This is a genomic window from Bradyrhizobium sp. 6(2017) (assembly GCF_011058295.2).
Taxonomy (GTDB): Bacteria; Pseudomonadota; Alphaproteobacteria; order Rhizobiales; family Xanthobacteraceae; genus Bradyrhizobium; species Bradyrhizobium septentrionale.
In genome coordinates this window covers 2,372,591-2,390,350 of sequence record NZ_CP049289.2, presented here as the reverse complement: position 1 = coordinate 2,390,350, position 17,760 = coordinate 2,372,591, and the positions used below count along the sequence as shown (strand labels likewise).

The 17,760-nt window shown below is 61.0% G+C and carries 17 protein-coding genes and 8 pseudogenes; 10 read left to right on the top strand and 15 right to left on the bottom strand.

Annotated elements, in window-relative coordinates; genetic code table 11:
* Positions 1–150: 150 nt before the first annotated feature.
* The 3 genes and pseudogenes from G6P99_RS11380 to G6P99_RS11370 form a co-directional block, all read right to left on the bottom strand.
* Positions 151–1,545, bottom strand: coding sequence for an IS4 family transposase (locus G6P99_RS11380; RefSeq protein ID WP_165128181.1), 1,395 nt, complete (start codon positions 1,543–1,545; stop codon positions 151–153).
* Positions 1,546–2,683: 1,138 nt separating this feature from the next.
* A pseudogene (locus G6P99_RS11375) lies at positions 2,684–2,907 on the bottom strand (ABC transporter substrate-binding protein); the annotation flags it as partial.
* A gap of 135 nt (positions 2,908–3,042) precedes the next feature.
* The gene (locus G6P99_RS11370; protein ID WP_224496621.1) at positions 3,043–3,204 is read right to left on the bottom strand and encodes a hypothetical protein; all 162 of its coding nucleotides are present in this window, start codon (positions 3,202–3,204) and stop codon (positions 3,043–3,045) included.
* 180 nt (positions 3,205–3,384) lie between these two features.
* Between G6P99_RS11370 and G6P99_RS11365 the strand changes: the two genes are divergently transcribed.
* From G6P99_RS11365 to G6P99_RS47935, 3 genes are all read left to right on the top strand, one after another.
* Positions 3,385–3,681, top strand: a complete 297-nt coding sequence (locus G6P99_RS11365) for a hypothetical protein (RefSeq protein WP_165128179.1) — start codon at positions 3,385–3,387, stop codon at positions 3,679–3,681.
* Positions 3,682–3,981: 300 nt separating this feature from the next.
* Positions 3,982–4,857 (top strand): carotenoid biosynthesis protein, encoded by an 876-nt coding sequence (locus G6P99_RS11360; protein WP_165128177.1) that lies wholly within the window; start codon positions 3,982–3,984, stop codon positions 4,855–4,857.
* On the top strand, positions 4,854–5,057 hold the full coding sequence (locus G6P99_RS47935) for a phosphoribosyltransferase-like protein (protein WP_420869819.1): 204 nt from the start codon (positions 4,854–4,856) through the stop codon (positions 5,055–5,057). The genes G6P99_RS11360 and G6P99_RS47935 overlap by 4 nt, the downstream gene beginning before the upstream one ends.
* 118 nt (positions 5,058–5,175) lie before the next feature.
* Here G6P99_RS47935 and G6P99_RS11355 read toward each other — a convergent pair whose 3' ends face one another.
* The 4 genes and pseudogenes from G6P99_RS11355 to tnpB form a co-directional block, all read right to left on the bottom strand.
* Positions 5,176–6,486 (bottom strand): tyrosine-type recombinase/integrase, encoded by a 1,311-nt coding sequence (locus G6P99_RS11355; RefSeq protein ID WP_414645588.1) that lies wholly within the window; start codon positions 6,484–6,486, stop codon positions 5,176–5,178.
* Positions 6,465–7,249, bottom strand: a pseudogene (gene tnpC / locus G6P99_RS11350) (IS66 family transposase); the annotation flags it as partial. The gene G6P99_RS11355 and the pseudogene tnpC, both read right to left, overlap by 22 nt.
* Positions 7,213–7,632: pseudogene (locus G6P99_RS11345) on the bottom strand (IS66 family transposase); the annotation flags it as partial. The pseudogenes tnpC and G6P99_RS11345, both read right to left, overlap by 37 nt.
* Positions 7,633–7,701: 69 nt before the next feature.
* Positions 7,702–7,947 carry an IS66 family insertion sequence element accessory protein TnpB gene (tnpB, locus tag G6P99_RS11340; RefSeq protein WP_165128173.1) on the bottom strand — a complete coding sequence of 82 codons (246 nt, stop codon included), beginning with the start codon at positions 7,945–7,947 and terminating at the stop codon, positions 7,702–7,704.
* 276 nt (positions 7,948–8,223) lie between these two features.
* Between tnpB and G6P99_RS11335 the strand changes: the two genes are divergently transcribed.
* The 3 genes and pseudogenes from G6P99_RS11335 to G6P99_RS11325 all read left to right on the top strand — a co-directional run bounded on the left by G6P99_RS11335 (position 8,224) and on the right by G6P99_RS11325 (position 9,299).
* Positions 8,224–8,415, top strand: coding sequence for a hypothetical protein (locus G6P99_RS11335; RefSeq protein WP_165128171.1), 192 nt, complete (start codon positions 8,224–8,226; stop codon positions 8,413–8,415).
* Positions 8,393–9,029: pseudogene (locus tag G6P99_RS11330) on the top strand (recombinase family protein); the annotation flags it as partial. The gene G6P99_RS11335 and the pseudogene G6P99_RS11330, both read left to right, overlap by 23 nt.
* Before the next feature lie 30 nt (positions 9,030–9,059).
* A complete protein-coding gene (locus G6P99_RS11325) occupies positions 9,060–9,299 on the top strand; it encodes a hypothetical protein (RefSeq protein ID WP_246709503.1) in 240 nt (79 codons plus the stop codon).
* 78 nt (positions 9,300–9,377) lie between these two features.
* On the opposite strand, the pseudogene G6P99_RS47560 reads toward G6P99_RS11325, so the two are convergent.
* The 4 genes and pseudogenes from G6P99_RS47560 to G6P99_RS11310 form a co-directional block, all read right to left on the bottom strand.
* A pseudogene (locus tag G6P99_RS47560) lies at positions 9,378–9,479 on the bottom strand (hypothetical protein); the annotation flags it as partial.
* 226 nt (positions 9,480–9,705) lie between these two features.
* Positions 9,706–10,092 (bottom strand): annotated as a pseudogene (locus tag G6P99_RS11320) (IS5/IS1182 family transposase); the annotation flags it as partial.
* A 173-nt stretch (positions 10,093–10,265) separates the two neighbouring features.
* Positions 10,266–10,406, bottom strand: a pseudogene (locus G6P99_RS11315) (IS5/IS1182 family transposase); the annotation flags it as partial.
* Positions 10,407–10,434: 28 nt separating this feature from the next.
* Complete coding sequence (locus tag G6P99_RS11310; protein ID WP_246709502.1) at positions 10,435–11,199, bottom strand: Ulp1 family isopeptidase; 765 nt, start codon at positions 11,197–11,199, stop codon at positions 10,435–10,437.
* 396 nt (positions 11,200–11,595) lie between these two features.
* On the opposite strand from G6P99_RS11310, the gene nopM reads away from it, so the two are divergent.
* On the top strand, positions 11,596–13,341 hold the full coding sequence (gene nopM / locus G6P99_RS11305) for a T3SS effector NEL-type E3 ubiquitin ligase NopM (RefSeq protein ID WP_029085050.1): 1,746 nt from the start codon (positions 11,596–11,598) through the stop codon (positions 13,339–13,341).
* Positions 13,342–13,586: 245 nt separating this feature from the next.
* On the opposite strand, the gene G6P99_RS11300 is transcribed toward nopM, so the two are convergent.
* From G6P99_RS11300 to G6P99_RS11290, 3 genes and pseudogenes are all read right to left on the bottom strand, one after another.
* A complete protein-coding gene (locus G6P99_RS11300) occupies positions 13,587–13,949 on the bottom strand; it encodes a hypothetical protein (protein WP_246709895.1) in 363 nt (120 codons plus the stop codon).
* 151 nt (positions 13,950–14,100) lie between these two features.
* A pseudogene (locus tag G6P99_RS11295) lies at positions 14,101–14,460 on the bottom strand (relaxase/mobilization nuclease domain-containing protein); the annotation flags it as partial.
* Positions 14,461–14,638: 178 nt separating this feature from the next.
* Positions 14,639–15,187, bottom strand: a complete 549-nt coding sequence (locus G6P99_RS11290; RefSeq protein ID WP_245284936.1) for a MobC family plasmid mobilization relaxosome protein — start codon at positions 15,185–15,187, stop codon at positions 14,639–14,641.
* 33 nt (positions 15,188–15,220) lie between these two features.
* On the opposite strand from G6P99_RS11290, the gene G6P99_RS11285 reads away from it, so the two are divergent.
* Entirely contained in the window at positions 15,221–15,559 is a 339-nt protein-coding gene (locus tag G6P99_RS11285) for a hypothetical protein (RefSeq protein WP_246709501.1), read from the top strand.
* A 36-nt stretch (positions 15,560–15,595) separates the two neighbouring features.
* Here the strand turns inward: G6P99_RS11285 and G6P99_RS11280 are convergent, their stop codons facing one another.
* Complete coding sequence (locus G6P99_RS11280; RefSeq protein ID WP_029085048.1) at positions 15,596–15,895, bottom strand: DUF736 domain-containing protein; 300 nt, start codon at positions 15,893–15,895, stop codon at positions 15,596–15,598.
* Positions 15,896–16,395: 500 nt separating this feature from the next.
* Between G6P99_RS11280 and G6P99_RS11275 the strand changes: the two genes are divergently transcribed.
* On the top strand, positions 16,396–17,196 hold the full coding sequence (locus tag G6P99_RS11275; RefSeq protein WP_245284934.1) for a hypothetical protein: 801 nt from the start codon (positions 16,396–16,398) through the stop codon (positions 17,194–17,196).
* Positions 17,139–17,603 (top strand): tyrosine-type recombinase/integrase, encoded by a 465-nt coding sequence (locus G6P99_RS11270; protein ID WP_245284933.1) that lies wholly within the window; start codon positions 17,139–17,141, stop codon positions 17,601–17,603. The genes G6P99_RS11275 and G6P99_RS11270 overlap by 58 nt, the downstream gene beginning before the upstream one ends.
* Positions 17,604–17,760 lie beyond the last annotated feature (157 nt).

Below are 17,760 nucleotides of genomic sequence, written 5' to 3'. Positions count from 1 at the left end.
GACGAATGTTTTGCGATCGTGGCCTTCCCCGGGGCGCAGCCCCGCATGCTGAGGCGGTGGCCGTTGAAGTTAGCGGCGCGTGATAGGGACAGCGCTTGCTTCGTGCGAATGCGCGAGCGCCGAATCATGTGTAAGCGCGAAGCCGATCTTTCAATTACCCATAATTTTTGCTTCGATCTCGGCTCCCAGTTCGATGTCGGTCAGCCGCGATAGTCCGCGCCAGATCACGGTATTTCCTGGAGGCGGATCGTTGGCTCGGGCCAAGTATCCTCCGAGCCGCGCGATCTTGATGACATAGTGCGAGAGCGTGCTTCGTCGAGAGCGGTCGCCACCCCTGTCTTTCACCAAATGATCAAGAAGCCTGATTTCAGGATCTGTCAGCGCCGTTTGCGGTAGGGCATTCGGGGAGGAACGATTGAGCATCGTCATCCAGAAGACGCGCCAACTCACAATGCAGAAAACCGCGATCAGATTGACCAGACGCTCAGCTGTTCGCAATTTCGACTCCTCCGCCTTGCAGCCCGATTTGAGGATCTTATGGAAGACTTCGATCTTCCACCTCAACGCGTACCATTCGATCTTCTCGATGGCGTCTTTTCGCGATTGGACCGGAAGATCGGTGAGGAGGAGCTTCCACTCGATCTTCTGTCGCCGCTTCGGCTTTCCCCGCTCTTGAGCATGAATCACCGTCAGAGTGAGTGCGGGATATTTCTTCTGCTTGCCGATCGGCGGCAGAACTCGAAGCTTGCGGAAACGAATTTCGAGAAGCGCGTCATCCGGATAGCCTTTGTCGTCCTTGACCTTGATCCGATGTAGGCCTTTGACCGTAACCTCGTCCATTTCGTCGGCAATTGTATGATCACCGCCCCCGGCAAGCCGATCAACACAGGTTCGCAGCAGGAAATGCGTTCCAACCTTATCGGCTAGGCAAAACAGCTCATAGATGTCGCTCTCGCGATCACCGATATGAACGCATCGTCCAGGGGCAGCGAGAAGGTCGGTCGATTGCCGTAAATTCTCCAGCCAGCGGATGCTCTCCGTCTGCTCGATCGGAACCCGTGTCGGATTGATCTTTCGCTTCAGCGCCGTCGTCCCCTTGAATTTCTTGCGTGTCCAGAACTTGATTGCCGCCAGACCGAGCGGAAGCCCCTCGGTCGTCACGGCGAGGCTCGAATGCATCAAGATGCCGCACTGCGTGCGCCCTGCCGTCTTACCCGTAAAGCCAATCAGATCCGGCTTCTCGCGCTTGAAGCTGAATTCCTTCGTGTCATGGAGGACGAGGATCGGTCCCTCCGTCGTCGTTACGCGCCCGTGCGTCGCCTCAAAGTGACCGCAAAGAATATCCGCCTCGTTGACCCGTTCGTTGGAGAAGAAGCGATAGGCGGCCTTCGTGTTGTCCCAGTCCTGACAAACCAGCGGGATGCTTTGACCCATGTCGCTCCCGATCTGGGCGAGCAGTTTGCCGAACCGGCGGCCAAGCCGCTCATCCTTAAACTCGCATCCCGCAACTTCCCGATCAACCCACGTCTCGATACCGGTCGTCAATCGCCGAGCACGCCCCTCCGCGCGTTCCCTCCGCGATCAGCGCCTTCGCACTTGGCGTAGTCGCAGGAGCTGGTCAATTTGTGGGCAACAAAGGCCTCGAAGCACTGACGAGTACTCCTTGGTTCAAGGCCTTCTACGCTCAGTTGGCCGATCTTGCTGCCGCGGCCATAGCTTGGGCCCACGCAATCCTATAGGGCGCGCACAGATCCTCGCTTCCGGCATGGCGACGCTATGAGTGGCTTCGGCGCGGCGGCGCCTTAAGCGACGCCGCGTCCTCGGTCCGAGTTCGCGCCGTCGCGCTTGGGGCGCGCGGCGCTCTTCATCTCAGCCCGACGATAAATGCGTCACGCTAATCTCCGTCAGGCTACCTATATCTATTATGTGACATGACGCATTTTTCCGTGACGCATTTTCACCAGCAACCACCTGCGCCACACCCAGCTTGTTCGACTTCGGTCGACCGTTAGGACGACCAAACCGGTCACGCTCTCGTTTCCTCTTTGCGCGCTCCTTAGCTTGCACGCGCTCACGCTCCGCCTTCGCCTCCGGCGAGAGCAAGAGTCGCGGACGTCCACGCTTGGCGCCCGTGCCGTTCCTCTTTCGGTAGTTACGCGAATAGGTGGCGTACTTTACTCGCTTCAGCTCGAGCCGAACTTTGTAGTTCGGGTCGTCGCAGGCTCCGATGAACCGGAAGCCGAAGGCTTGACGGTCGCGAATGGGTACTATGAGCAGTCGCGCACTGGTCCGGAGTCCACAGCTTGTTGCTGCTCTTCGTGTCCGCAACGACCGCTTCCAATTGCTCTCGCGTCAACCAGGGTGCCCAGCATCGGCACCAACGGCGCACCGATCGCATCGGGTTACCCGGCGAGGCGAGGCAAGCATGATCGGCGCCCCACTGGAGTATCCGTCGGCCCCGTTCGTTTTGGGGCGGGACGTTCCAGCCAATATGCTCAAACCACCTTCTGGCTTCCTTTGGCTTCCTTCAAACGGCCCCGCGCAAACAGCACCGTCTTGTCGGGATCGGCATCGAGCGCCGACGGCGCCGAAGAGGAGAACGCGTCTTGAGAATTGCGATCAAGATCGCTAATTTCTGCGCAGCCGATGGTCGTCGGTGAACTCTCGATGAAGGCCCTGTCGGTTGCCGACGCGGGGGCAGCACCGGCTTGGTCTCCTTGGTTCCGGCGGCCTTCACCGCGTTGAGGTAGTGCAGGGTGGCGTTGTAGGTCGCTGCCTGGTTCATCGTCGGCATCCGCTTCATGCGCTCGAAGAAGCGCTTGCCGAAGGCGCGAGTGCGGTCGTTGAGATCTAGGCCTCGGTGATGACCAGACCCTGCGCGAGCTTCAGCCCGAGGCTGTGGATGTCTCGTTCGTCGGAACGTCGCTTTCATTTGATGGACTGAAGTTTGCGGAGCCGATCAAGGCGCACGAGCACGCCGCGCAGCTTTCTGGGGATTTCGCGAACTTTTTGCGAGAAGCTGGAATGGGCGCCATCCAAACTTCAATGGAGGACATAGATCCCGATAAAAAAATAGAACTGCATGCCGAAGCTCGCGAACATCTCCTGGGTCGCAGTGGCCAGCACTACGGCCAGCAGGGCAACCACGAACGTCGACAACGACCACGGCCGCAGCTTCAGAATGTAGTCATTGCCCTTGCGCATCGAGACGTCCCGGCCTCCGCGAGTTCCGGGAAGGTAGCCGAGGAGGCTCGCGAATAAAACACCGTAGGACTCCGTGGGGGCGGCGTTCTGTTCGATACCGTGAAAAGGAACCGGCCCGGTCACGCCCCTGCCGCATTGTCGCGCTTATTGCATTGCAGCAAGATGATTGGGGACAGCACGATGCTGGAGCTTCTGATTGTCGTTCTCGTCGCCGGGATCGGATTCGCATCGGGATATGGCGTCCGCGAGCTGATCTCGCGCCGTCGGCGCCGGTCACCACCGCGCATTCACGCGCCGAAGGCGCGGGCCGCCAATGACGACATCTCCGCCCGCGGCCGGTATCGGCCGACCGGCACACAACAAGCCGATCACGCCACCTCGCCCGACGAACTCGACGGCGCCGTTCGCGACCTGCTCGGCGAACTCAGCCGGCGCACCGGCAAGCCGTCATCGGCCCCGCACCGCCGCCGGCAATGAGGGGAATGCGGGGCGAACGGCGGTCAGACCACCGCTGCGCTGATCGATCTGCTGAAGGAAGAGGAAATGGTGGACGCACAAGGGATCGAACCTTGGACCTCTCCCGTGTGAAGGCTGCGGGTCTGCTTTTTACGCTAATAAAATCAATTGTTTAGTAGTGAGGTCGTGCCCGGGGCACGGGAAATGCACGGCCGTACGCTAACTGGACATCGCAGCTCGTAGTCCGATCCACGCAGATTGCAGTGTTGAAAATGAGCCAATAACGTTGCCATTGATCGCTCGCTCAACGGATCACACACAATGACACCAGACAACGTGGCGCGCAGTCGACACGCCGCGCAGCAGGATACCGTGCTTTGGCTGTTCGTCGCTGGTATTCTTGCTGCCGCAATCGGGTTTTCCTGGAATCCAACTCCGTTCGCGCAAGCGCTCGCGGTAGTTTTCATTGCCTGCGCACTAGCCCACGCCGCCCTTGCTTATGGGGCGCGACGCGCCTTGATCCTGTTCGTTGCTTGCAATGCAATTTCGTTTGCGATGGAGAACCTCGGCACCGCCACGGGCTTTCCATTCGGCGTCTATCATTTTGAGGTCGGTGCGGGTCTACCGCATGTCGGCCTCATTCCGATCGTCGTCGGACCCCTGTGGTTCGGCGCGGGCTATTTTTCGTGGACGGTCGCGTCTGTTCTGCTTGATGGCGCCGACCATCAGCTCGATCGTCCTTTCAACTTGATCGCCCTGCCCGTCGTCGCGGCGTTCGTGATGACTCAATGGGACCTTGTGATAGATGCCCCCAACGCAACTATCGCCAAGGTCTGGATATGGCACAACGGCGGCGGTGTGTTCGGTGTTCCTCTTACCAACTATGTTGGCTGGCTTCTCACCTCATGGCTGATTTTCCAGGTCTTCGCGCTCTACCTGCGCCGCAGCGACCTCCGGCCGTATTCAAAGCTGAGCCTCAAGCTGCCGGCGATCGGTATCCTGTTCTATGTAGGCGCCGGCCTTACTCACATCGTACCCTGGGTAATGGGACAGACAGGCGAAGCCGTGGACGCCAGAGGGTATGGCTGGCAGGTCCACGACATCCGCGAAGCCACCGTCGCAATCCTGCTGTTAACGATGCTCTTCACCGCGCTGTTGGCAGCGCTGCGCCTACTGCGCCGGACGAGTCAAAAATGAGCCATGGCGTGGAATTTTGGCTCACAATTTTAGTTAAAAACGCGCTCGGCTACGGAAACTCAGAAGGCCGTACAGTCACGCTATGGAACGTTTCAACCTCTACGTTCACTGCGTTATGGTGCCCGGGCGTTGTTGATGGCGAGCCTTGGTTTCCACTTTTTATTCGCCGCGGTTACGCCGGTCGTCTCATCGTAGCCTAATAGCTGGCATATTCTAAAGGCTTCACCCTTTCGGTATTGCTCCCTACTCGGTGCGCAGCGAAGTCCGTGCGCCGGCCTGCTTTGAGAGGCGAATAACGAATAAGGGGTCTGACGCCGTCTAGTTGTAGCTGTGCATCTTCCATCGAGCGGCCTTGCGTCGAAAGGGCGTCACCGTCGGCGGCCGTTTGCCGTCTAATGCCGCTGCAATTTGGCCTGCAATTGATTCTGATGCTCGCCGAAGCGGATCATTGTCAAGGTGTGCGTACCGCGCCGTAGTGACCGCTTGCGTGTGGCCAAGCAGCCGGCCAATGATTGGCAATCCTAGCCCGCTACCAGCACCGAAACTTGCGTAGGTGTGCCGCAAGTCGTGAAGCCGAACACCGGTTAGGCCGGCCCTTTTGGTGATGGCACCCCACGGCCGTTTCAGATCGTGGCGTGGCATTTCCGGGTCGTCGCCGGGAACGACATAGGGCCCAATCCACTCTAGATTGTTCAGTACAGAAAGGGCTGGCGCGTTTAGAATGACCGTTTTTCGGCCACTCTTGCTGTCAGGCAGAAACAAACAGCCGCGCTCAATATCTACATGTTGCCACCGCAGATGCAGGATTTCCCTCAAACGGCAGCCGGTAAATAGGAGGAGCCGCAGCGCGGCCGCGGCAGACGGTGCGATCCGGGTAGAACGCTTCTCCTTTGCGACATGTTTGGCAGTAGGTTTCGTTTCATCCACCGTCCAAGCAATGCCGACCGTTTCCGCTTCCCGAATAGCACCTCCAATGCGCTCAAGTTCATCGCTAGTCAGGAAACGTTCGCGGCGGCTTTCCTTAAATTTTTCGATGCCGCGCGCCGGATGGGTGCCTTCGGCGACGATGTCGGTCCGAGCTGCGAAGGCGTACATGCTACCAACCACCGCTAAAACACGGTTGGCCTGGAAGGGCGTCTCGGCGAGCGAGGAGTGCAGCTTGCTGACCTGTACCCGCGTCAGCTTGTCGGCCTTAGCGGTGCCCAAGGCCGGCTTAACAATGCGGTCCAAGACGTCCAGGTAGAACTCTGCCGTCCCGTCCTTGCGTTTCGCTCGCACGTGGTCAACCATGAAACGGTCGACCAATTCAGCCACCGTGGGCGTTCCCCGCTCAGTAGTTTTCTGGCCCGCCGGATCGTGCCCATGTGCCACAGCCCCCAAAATAACCTTGGCGCGCGTTCTAGCCCGCTCAGGCGCGATTTTTCCAACCGCCGCGATAGTGTAACGCCGCATGGGCGCCCCGCGGCCGGCGCCCGCCCTATAAACCACCACGTAGGATTTCGCGCCGGTTGGGCGCACTCGTTCACCCAAATCCGGGCGCCAGATATCCGTTTCTCGAACCACGGCTTTAACGCGGCTATGATGGGCAGCGAGTGCTCCTTGCGCGCGGCCAGCCGGATGTCCGGCGATGAGCCGCGGACCATGGCTTCGATGGCGTAAAGTTGTGCGATGTGCCGAACGGCGGCCTCGGCGATCGGCGATTTGGTGTTACGGGCCAATTTGACGAAGCGCCGGCGCAATGGCTCCAGCAATGCACGAGCGTCCACGGCCCTTGCGGTCGAGCGACTTCGGTTAGCCGGTCATAACCTTCATAGGCATCGCACTGCAGGAAGCGTCCGCAAAAGCCATCCAGGAACTGCTCCGCAAAGGCACCGCTGCGACCGGGGGCATATCGGAACAGCACGATCGGCGGACTTGGGCCGCTGTGGCCTCGATCGTCGGAGACGATCGCCCAGAAGTAGCCCTTCTTCGTTTGGCCTCGCCCGGGATCGAGCACCGGCGCCGTGGTTTCGTCCATGAACAGCCGATCCGCCATGGCCAGGCGGCGGCGCATGTGGTTCGCGATGGGCTGAAGATGGAAGCAGGCGCGGCCGGACCAGTTGCCCAGCGTCGCCCGATCAAGCCGGATGCCCTGGCGCGCATAGATCTCGGCCTGACGGTAAAACGGCGTATGGTCGCCAAACTTGGAGACGATCACGTGCGCAATGGCCGCTTCGGTCGGCAGCCCGCTGGGCACGACGCGCTCCGGTGCGCGCGCCTGCACGACAGGGCCCGAGCAGTGGCGACAGATGTATTTCGGGCGGCGCGTGACCAACACCGCCATTGCGCCGGGATCACGTCGAGGCGTTTGCTGACGTCCTCGCCGATCTTCGTCATGGCGCCGCAACCGCACGGACAGAGCGTGCTCGCAAGCTCGATGATCCGTTCCACCCGCGGCAAATGGGCAGGCAAGCAGCCGCGATTGCGATGAGAACCTTGATCCGGCACGCTCCGCGATCGGCCCTTGATCACAGCCTCGGCTCTCTCCTGCGCCGCGTCCAGGATGCCTTGCGCGATCTCCACGTCTTCCAGCGGTAAGTGATACTGATCTGGCCGCAGCTTCTCGGACGTCGCGCCGAACTTCTCGCGTCGCAATTCGCCGAGAATGACCTCCAACCGACGCCGCGACTCTTCCGACGTCGCCAGCGCCGCCTGATGCTCGCTCAAGGCCGCTTGCGTTTGCGCCAAAAGCGCTTTCAGTTGTTCATTTTCGTCGCGTAGTGCCGCGATGCTCATGCGCTATTTCGAGCACATCGTCGCCGCGCGTGCCACGTTCAAAATAGCTTCCGAGTCATTCTGCCGCAGTTATCCAGCGACCTGTGGACGCCGCGCTTCTTCCGGGCGGACCAACCTCCAATCCAGCCCCTCGAACAGGGCTGCGAACATCGCCGGCGATATGCGCATCACGCCGTCTGCGATCGTTGGCCAAACGAACTTGCAACCTTCGAGACGCTTGTGCACCAACACCAGGCCCGTTCGATCCCAGACCAAAATTTTGATCCGGTCCGCCCAACGCCCGACATTCTGCATACAGTCTTCGAAGCGCGACAATCGCATATCCGTGGCATCCCCTTTTTGGACGAACGCTTCAAGTCGCACCGTTCCGACGCGGCAAGGATTTGAAGTGCATCTACACGGAGGAACGCCGTGGGTTTAGTCGTGAGGTACCCAACTGGATTGACAAAAGCTATCGCTCCGGCATGGCGCTTGGACCGCCGCAGGTCAGTATTGAGGGGCTCAACGAACTTGCCGTTGTTCTGAAGCTTCTCGGAACGAATCAGGCGTCGAGCGCACGATCCCGTCCTTCGGTGAAGAGGGAGAAGGGACGTGCGGAGAAAAAGCCAATATCGCGAGCCGATGCAGCTGTGTCTGGATCTGGGTCACCGGATTCCCCAGAACCCGCTGAGCGCCAATCCCAAAGGTCTGGTCCAGGCGCTCGCTGATCTGTTGCTGGAAGCGGCGGGCGTCCAGACCGCTCAGATGCCGGGAGGTGACCATGAGTATCAAGATCACGCCTGATCACCTCAGCCGCACCGCCGTCGTCTATGTTCGCCAATCGACAATGTCCCAAGTCACGGGGAATCTCGAAAGCCAGCGGCGGCAATATGACTTGGCAAAGGCCGCGGAAACCACCGGATTTAAGTCGGTGACGGTCATTGACGACGATCTTGGCCGCTCAGGTTCCGGCAGCACTCAGCGGCCCGGATTTGAGCGGCTTGTGGCGATGGTGTGCTCGGGCGATGTCGGTACCGTCTATTGCATCGAGGCATCGCGGCTGGCGCGCAATGGACGCGACTGGCATCACTTGAGCTTCTCGGACTGAAGGGGACGATGTCGGAGTATGAGCTGAGCCTGCTTCGCCAACGTGGAATCGCCGCTCGAGCCTCCAAGGCCCAGCGCGGCGAGTACCGCTTCATGCTACCACCCGGATTTTGTTGGAGTGAACTCGGCAAGATCGAAATCGATCCCGACGAACATGTGGCGGGAGTGGTTCGACTCGTCTTCACGAAGTTCCGCGAGCTCGGCAGCGCCCGGCAGGTCTTTCTTTGGCTGCGCGCTGCCGACATCAAAATGCCTGTGGTCCTGAGAATGTTCAAATCTACAAGCTCAGCTGGAAAGCGCCAGCCTATCACGAATACGACCCCGCGTCATCCGACGGCAAAATGATCAGCCTCGCGAAGGCTGCGGTCCACTTTGGAATTTGCGTCGGATCTGCAAAGAGCCTGGTTCTGAAGGGCATCTTGCCGGCAACACAAGCAATCAAGGACTCGCAATGGTTGGTCCCCGTCGACACGCTGAGTTCGGAAGCAGTACGCATAGCGGTGCAGCGCGTGATCGAACGTCGACCGAAAAACTACATTGATTATCAATACGATAAGATGATCCGTCTGCCCGGAATCTGACAAAGGGACGTACAATGAAACGAGCTGTGCTCGTTTCGATCGGAACACGAAGGCTGCGCCGCTGAACGGGTCGAGACGAAGCATCTCCTGCACCTTCGCCGCAAGCCCATCGTGGCCACAGCGGAAGTCGATCGGCCGCGTCGCGATGTAAATCTTCAGATCGGCAACGGCCGCGATCATCGTGACGCTCGCACTGCGCGGATCACCCGGGACAGCTGCTCGCCATCTATGGCTGTGTCCGTCCGCAGCACGACATCGCCGATCGCGATCTCAAGCTTGATCGCCGGAACCTGACGCTCCTCCAACGCGCTTTCCACGACCAGCGGTGCGAATGTCGACTGCGATGCCTCGCACGGCGCCAACATGCCTCGCGGGTGAGCCTTGGTGTATGTCGTCCGGCAACGTCGGTGAGTGTCTCGGTTCGGTCGATGACGTCCCGCAGAGTGTGACCGTCGTAAGGGTTATCGGGCAGCGCCTTGGCGTGCAGCACGAACTGGCCGCCGGGAGCAGGCCGGTTGTTGGTGACGATGGAAGCCTTCACGCCGAACTCGTAAGGCGCGCTGGCCTTGCCCTTGCCGATGCACTCCACCTCGGGGGCATGGAAGGAATACAGCTTCCAGCCGCGCTGGCGCTGCTGCTGCGAGCGGATCTGCGTGGCCCGGCTCAACGGGAGTGCGAACGCCTCTTCGAGCGCATCCTGGCCTTCGATCTTGCGGCGGATGTCGCGGATGATCCGGCCCAGGCGGCTGCGCAGGATGCGCAACTGCCGCTGGTGCCGCTTGAACGTAAGCGCGACTTTCTCGTCACATTGAATCTCGCATAGAATCAGTCGGCCCCTACGAGAGCCAGTGGATTCGCTGCTGGACGAGAGATTATGTTATATCAGGCCGGGTTTTCGGCGCTGCGGCTTTTGGGGAAGTTGAGACGGAGTAGATCTTCAATATCGTCGTCGTCGCGGCGCGTCGGTTAAGAAGCCGATTTGAGTGGTGTGCGGTGGCTGGTGACTGAGAAGAAGGCAGCCAGGAAGAGGTACCAAAGAGCCCTTAGCCAGGCGAGGATGTGGCGGAAGTTGTAACCGACGGCGGAGAGGATGACGTTGGCGGCATCGTCGACGAGCTATCCGCGCACGGCGACATCAGCCCCTGAGTCGGTTCTGCAGTGCCTGCCGATTGGCAACGAGGTCGCTGAAGTTCAGCAGGTCTGGTTCCCGTCCTTGCTCCAATTGCCTAACCAGCGCCCGCGTGCCGTCCACGACAAAGACGCCGCAATCATACCCGTTCCGCTGCTGGGCCATGCCGGCTGGCTCCAGGCGGAGGTCCAGCCGACCTGCGAGATGTTCTGCATCCTTGTTGTTGAGTCCCCCGTAGGAATCGTAGTGATAGGCGACCGGCCGGCCCCGGTCGCTGCGATCAACGAACAGCAGCGACCAATGGTTGCCGAGGCTATTAGGATCTTGAGGATCGGCATTAATCACGGGCAGGAACAGGAAGTCGGCTGTATCGTTACCATTATCGTAGACGATGCGCTGGAATTCGGTTCGCACGACGCCATCGTCGTTAGAGCGCAGATAATTTAGGACGATGAGGGGATTCACGAACCGCGTCCGGGCGGCGAGATTTGGATGGTACCTCTGCAAATCCTGCTCCTGGAGCCGGCAATCCCTGTCGATATGCTCGTCGCCCAGCCATTCCGTGTCCTGGAGCACCAGCCCGCGGCCGTGAGACGAGGCTGTCGGATCTAAAGCCCCGATCTGAGCATCAGCGGAGGTGCTCGGAAACGGCCGTACAGAATTAGCATCGTCGCGTGATTCGGACGGCGTGGGCGCAGTCAGATCAACCAATGGAAAACCGCGGTAGGTGCCTGAGCGAGCCCTGGCAGCGGGCGCCGGCGCTGCTTCCATTGCGGAGGACCTCCTCAAGCCCCGAAATAAGGCGAGCATCCTCGGAATAAAGAGGCGGGCTTACTTCTGTCACCGCTGGCAACCGAGCGACCCGGGGTTCTGCAGCGACACTCGTCAGCTGATCGACAGGTAGGCCTGCTACGGGCAGAACGCTGCCACGTTGACGGTCCTCCGGGACTTAATCTAGTCAACGAAATGGCAGGAAGCCTCGCAGCAGTAGCGATCCATTTGCCGCGTTTGGGCTCATGTGAACCTGTACCGGCTCGAGTCGGGCGGGAGCCGCAGCGCACGTGCGCTGGCTCTCGAATGATGCTGGCTCTCGAATGATCATGACAACCAGCCTGCTTCGCGACCTTGAGAAGCGGGGGCATTCTTGTTCTGACGATGGAGAAATTGATGAACACAGGACAGGCACAGTGGAGTGCAGGTTCTTCCTCGGACGCTTCTGAAGAGGGGGAGCAGGAAAGTTACCTCAGCGGCTTCAGCCGAGCCGTGGCGGATTTGGTCGAAGCCATGACAGGATATCGGACCCCGGCCTCCGCGCGCGCGCAGATCCTCGACAACTGGGTTGCCGAAGAGGGGCAGGGCGAAGCCGAGAATCGGCGACAGGGGCGCACACGAATTAGGGGTTCGGACAACGCGGGCTCGCACTTGCTGGATTTGTCCTCCCTCTCCCTGACCGCTTTGCCCGCCGCCCTGCCGCCAAGATTGCTTGAACTGCGCGCCAGGCACAACGAGCTAAGCAGCCTGCCCTCTAGCTTCCCACCCGGTCTTCAGCATCTTCTCATTAGCCATAACCGGTTGACCAATTTGCCGGACGCTCTTCCGGCGACCCTCTCTCGGCTGGAGGTGGCCGATAACAGCTTGACCAGTCTGCCGGCCAACCTTCCGGCTGGGCTCGAGATCCTGAACGCAAGCGACAACCGACTAACTAGCCTGCCGGACGCTCTCCCGAGCAGGCTCACCTCGCTCGCGGTTAGTGGCAATCAGCTTACCGACCTCCCCGACTCCCTCCCATCGGGGCTTATTGAACTCGATGTCAGCAGCAATCAATTGGCCAACCTCCCCGCCCCCCTTCCGAGCACGCTCCAATCACTCAATCTCAGCGGTAACCGGCTGACCAGCCTGCCTGAGGATCTTCTTGAGGGTCTTGTACCGAATCTTAGTCTCAGCTACCCGCATTTGGAGAACCTCGAGTTCGGGGATAACCCGCTGCCGGACGACGTCCTCGCTAATCTGGCGGCGGCTGAAGCGCCACCTCAGCTTGCGCCGCAATCTCTATATGAGGCTGCCGCGCATTGGCTGGGAGACGCCCCCTCGGCACTGGCCGAATGGCTGCACTTTGCGGATGAGCCCGGCGCCCAGGACTACGCACGGTTCCTAGAGAGGCTACGAGAGACCGTTAACTATGGCAATCACGAGTTTCGGCAGAGAGTGGCTGATGATCTGCGGCAGGCGGCGGCCAATCCGAGATTGCGCGAGCAGTTTTTTGCACAGGCTTCCGAGGCCAACGCGAGCTGCGAGGATCGAGTTACCTTGCACTGGAACGGTATGCAGACCGCGCGCCTCAACGCTGATGTCGAGGGCGGCGTCTATGACGATCGTCTTGGCGAACTGATCCAGCGCGGCCGTGTTGCGTTCCGCTTGGAGGCGCTTGATGAGATCGCGCGCGACAGGGTCAACTCGCTCCTCAGCCTCGACCCAGACATAGACGACGTGGAAGTCTACTTGGCCTATCAACATCGGCTGCGCGAGCCGCTGGAGCTCAGTCACGTCGCCCCTGACATGCGCTTCCTGGCGGTCTCTCGCGTAAGCGAGGATGATGCGACGGAGGCACTGGACCTGGTCCGGGAGCGGGAAGCGAACCAATTCACCGACTATATGGCAACCCGCTGGCAACCTTGGGAGACGGTGCTGAGGCGCATCGCACCGGACGAACATGCAGCGATGCAGGACCGGCTCGTCGAAGCCATGGGCGAAGAGTTTCAAAGCCGTCTGGATCAGCGACTGGCCGAACATGGTCTGGTAGGCGACGTCGATGCCGAGCGGGTGCTCGGAGCCCAAGTCCGAAACCAAATCGCTGGCGAGATAAAAGGCGAGGTCATGCACCGGCTGCTCGCAGAGCGTGGCCTAGAACAATGAGACTTCCCAAGAGTCCCGCAGGGATATTTTCATTGCTCTGCGGGGCTGCCTCTAGATGGATCCTGCAATCGACATCATCCTTGAGCTGACGATTGGCGCTCGAGCGAGAGGCTGAGGCGCGGCCCGTTGAGGCAGCACGCATCTACCGCCGTGAAGATCGCACGGTGTGCGGCAGCGTGAAATGGTCGGCGTGCAGCCTGTCAATCGGCGTTCAAATTGAACGCCGATTGACATCCTACGCTCGCTCATCTGGTCCGGTCATTGCCTCTTGTTTGGTGGCGCCCCTCTGCATCGACGCCCTGCTCCGCGCCGCGGCGGCGGGTATTGGCAAGCTCCGAAAGCTCATTCTTCAGCGCATGCCGACGGGTTTCGACAGCAGGCATGTCGTTGACGAATTGCCGAATCTGGCGCGAGAGGGCGTGATCTGCTGCCGCTCCAGAGCGCTTTAGCTCGGCGGCATAGTCGAGATATCGCTGCCGGATCGCATCCTGACGTGACATAATCTTTTCGTCCCAAGGATGTTTCACAACCTTGCCGCCCCTCACCTCCGAAAGCACATCCGTGCGGGCGAATCGGTCGACATCGGGCCTGATCTTTCGCTTGCGCAAAGCCGCGATCAGCCTTTCGAACCCGTCCGCGGGTTCGCCGCGGCGTTGCCTCCGTCGCAATCCCGCGAAGCCGGAGCTCGCCAGCAAACCGCTCCCGCCAGGCCTGAAGATCCGCCTTGCGAGGGTTGAGGCGCTTGCCGTCATGGCCAAGCGACCGAACGGTCAAGTGCACGTGGGGATGCTTGTCGTCGAGGTGCTGGACGAAGACGTCGTCGTGATTGCCATCGAACGTCTCGATCGCAAACGCCCGCGCCGAATCCTTGACCGCAATCGCGTCAGTTCCCGCCGGCATAGACAGAATGATGTTGATCGAAAGCGCCCCATCGCGGCGGCGCTTGTCGTCAAGAACAGCATCATCCTCCCATCGTTGCTGCAGATCCTTCAATCTAGACCGACCCGTCAGTGACGCGCCCTGCTCTGTTTCCGCATCGAGTTCGCCGTTTCGCGTGATGTATGCGAGGTGCGATTTGAGATGAGCCACGCTCTTGGTCCGGCCGGTGATTTTGACCATCACCTCTGGCGCTCGGCGCACGATGCGTTCGAGCTTGGCACGCATCGCCGGCGTAAGGCGGCCGGGTCGGGGATATCCCACTCGGCCCGCCGAGGGCGCCGATTGGGCGTTTCCCAGACGTACGAGATCGGCGGAAGTTCGGGGGCCAAGTCGCGCGACCGAGGGGAGGAGCACCGACTCATCGCCGCCCATCCCAATAATCCGCATTCCCATGCAGCGCATCACGTAGCCGCGCGAGTTCAGTTTCAATGACCAATTTGGCCTCTCGAATTGCGAGAAAATCAGGCTCAACCGCCCTGCCCTGCAACACACTGGTGTTTGCCGCACGCGCGATCTGGTTGATGTTGCCGCCGATCCGGTTGAGCTCGCGAACGATCGCGCGAAGCGCTTCATGCTCGTTCGGGGAATGCTGCACTGGCGACCCCAATCGTGAGCGCACCAGGGCGACGATCCAGCCGGTCCGCGTCATGCCGCGCTGATGTGAAACCTCCGCGAGCTGCCGCATCTCGCTCTCGCGGAATCGTACCGTCACCTTCTCCGGCCGTCCGACCGGCAACGCCAATATGCGCGGCGCTGGCGCAGCTAGGGCATCAGCAATCAGACGCCGCAGCAGGGCGGACTTGCCGCCCCGGGTAGCAGCAAGGACTGAGAACTCCGCCGCGACCTCGTCGGGGACGCGAAGCGAGATCAGAGCCATGCACTCGTTCTGACGGAACGAAAAGACCATCTCGATTATCTTCGTCAGAGATTCTCGCCATCCGTGAAAAATCTCGTGGTCCTGCGCGGCGGTATGTCCGCGAAGGATCGCAAAACAGCCAACACGGTGTTGAATGTTCCTGATGATGAGCGTCTGATACTCGCAACAGGCCGTTACATCGGTGAAGGCTTCGATGACGCTCGACTCGACACGCTGTTCCTGACGATGCCGATCGCCTGGAAGGGAACATTGGCACAGTATGTCGGCCGGCTGCATAGCCAGCATGATGGCAAGAAAGATGTTTTGGTCGTCGACTATGTCGATAATACCGTCCCGGTTCTGGCCCGGATGGGAGCGAAGCGACGGGCGGGTTATCGCGCGCTGGGCTATGTGCTTGAATAGTGGCGCCCCGCTGGAAGCGGAGCGCCCTTCGCCGGTTCATCGCGACCAGATGAGCTTGTGCTCGCCCTTGTCGGCTTGAACGAGGGAGGCGTAGACCGGAGCCGTGAAGGACGGATCGTCGAGCTTGAGCGAGAGGTACTCGGCGCCTGTCTCACGGGCGGTCCTGCTCCAACCGGCGCCGAACTCGACACCGTTGACGGTGACGCGATAGTCGGGCGCCTTGTCGTTGTCACGGTCGCAGGGTTTGATGGTGGCCTTGACGTTGAGGGTGAGGGTCTTGATCGTGCCGGCATAGGAGCCGTTTTCGTCGCGGGTGAAGGTGCCGATCTGAGCCATTGTCGTATCTCCTGAGAGTTGGCCGAAGCCGCCCGATGCGGCCTCGATGGCGGTCGTGAAGCGACGGACCGGACGTCTGCACCCTCGGGCCGCAGCGTCAGCGGAGGACGGCGCAGCCGAGCTTGTTGTTGCGCGAGGAATGCGGCGCGGCCGCAGGGGAAGAAGGTCGGCGGAGCCGTTGCAGGCCAAGTCCGGAGCGGCGCCAGACCAGCCCCAAGAGAGGGCGCATCGGGGGCTTCGCCGGCATTGTCGGCAGAGAACGACGCTGGCGGTCGGCGCCTCTTCAGCACGTTCGGCGCCGCCGGCGCGTCAGCCCTCCGGCATTACGGCCAGCATGCTCCGACCCAACGACACACGCCGCGCCCGACGGGTCTCCACGGACACGTCGGGTTCGGATCCAGTGGGCAAAACGCCTATCGCATGGAATGGGGTCGAAACCTTCGATTTGCTCGACGCGCCGGGCGCTCCCGACGTGAACAAGCAACTCGAAGGAAAACGTGGTGACAAAACGAAAGCGCGGACATCGCCGAAGCGTTGATGTCCGGATCAACTGGCTGCAACCGCATGTCGATGACTTCAAGGACTCGCTCTCGCTGCGGAAATACACACCGGCGACAGTAACAGAGATGGCGCGCCTGCTCGCGCTGTGGGCCGATTGGGTCCGCGCGTCCGGCTTCGAGATCGAAACGCTCGCCGCCGGCTTCGCCGCATCGGCGTCGGTATTCCGGGGTAGCAAGACAACTCGTGCGCCACAGGGCGCCGCCGCGCTGTTCATCGCCTATCTGCGTGAGACGAACGTCCTGCCGCCGGAGCGGCGGCCGTCGCTGGAGGAGAGCTGGCCGTCACTGGCCGCCTTCCGTCGCTGGATGCGGGAGCAGCGCGGCGTCAAGGACTCCACGCTCGACACCTATCAGGCGATCCTGGTCGACCTGCTGGCGTCGCTCGGCACCGATCCCGCCCCGTACACAGCCGCCGCGATCCGCGGCTTCGTGCTCGATCGCGCGAAGCCGCACGGACGCGGACGGGCGCAAGGCATCACCGTCGCCACGCGCGCCTACCTCAAATATCTTGTGGCGACCGGGCAGTGCCCGGTCGGCCGGGAACAGGCTGTTCCGAGCTTCGCGAACTGGCAGTTGGCGACGACGCCACGCTTCCTCGGGCAAGCCGACATCGGCCGCCTTCTGCCGCTTGTGACGGCGAGGATCGGCTGCGCGATCGGGCCGTCATTCTGCTCCTTGCCCACTTGGGCCTCGGGGCAAGCGAAGTCGCTAATCTGGCCTTCGGTGAGATCGACTGGGTGACTGGCAGGATAACCCTTGCCGGCAAGGCTCGGCGCGAGGAGCGCCTGCCACTGACTCAGGAGATTGGCGATGCCATCCTCGCCTATATCGAGCGGGCACGGCCGCGCGTCGCGACAACGCGGGTCTTCCTGACGAGTGCTGCGCCCGTCAGGCCGCTCAGCCGCATCGCCGTGAAATGCATCGTGCGCCGTGCCCTCGATAGGGCTGGCGTCAAAAGCATCCATCGTGGGGCTCATGTTCTGCGCCACTCCGCCGCGACGACCATGCTGCGCAACGGCGCCAGCCTTGCCGGTGTCGGCGCCGTGCTGCGGCACCGCTCCCCATCGGTCACGGCGCTCTATGCCAAGGTGGACATCGGCCTCTTGTCGGAGATTGCGCAGCCCTGGGGCCGGAGGCTACCATGTTGAGCGAGGACGCTGACCGCTACATCACCCTTCGCCGCACGCTCGGTTACAAGCTGGTCAAGGCCGAGCGGCATCTTCGTGCCTTCGCGCGCTTCGCCCTCCACTGATAATGTTCGCCTTCGGCGTGCACCCCAGTTTCCCGCGCACACAGTCCGACTGG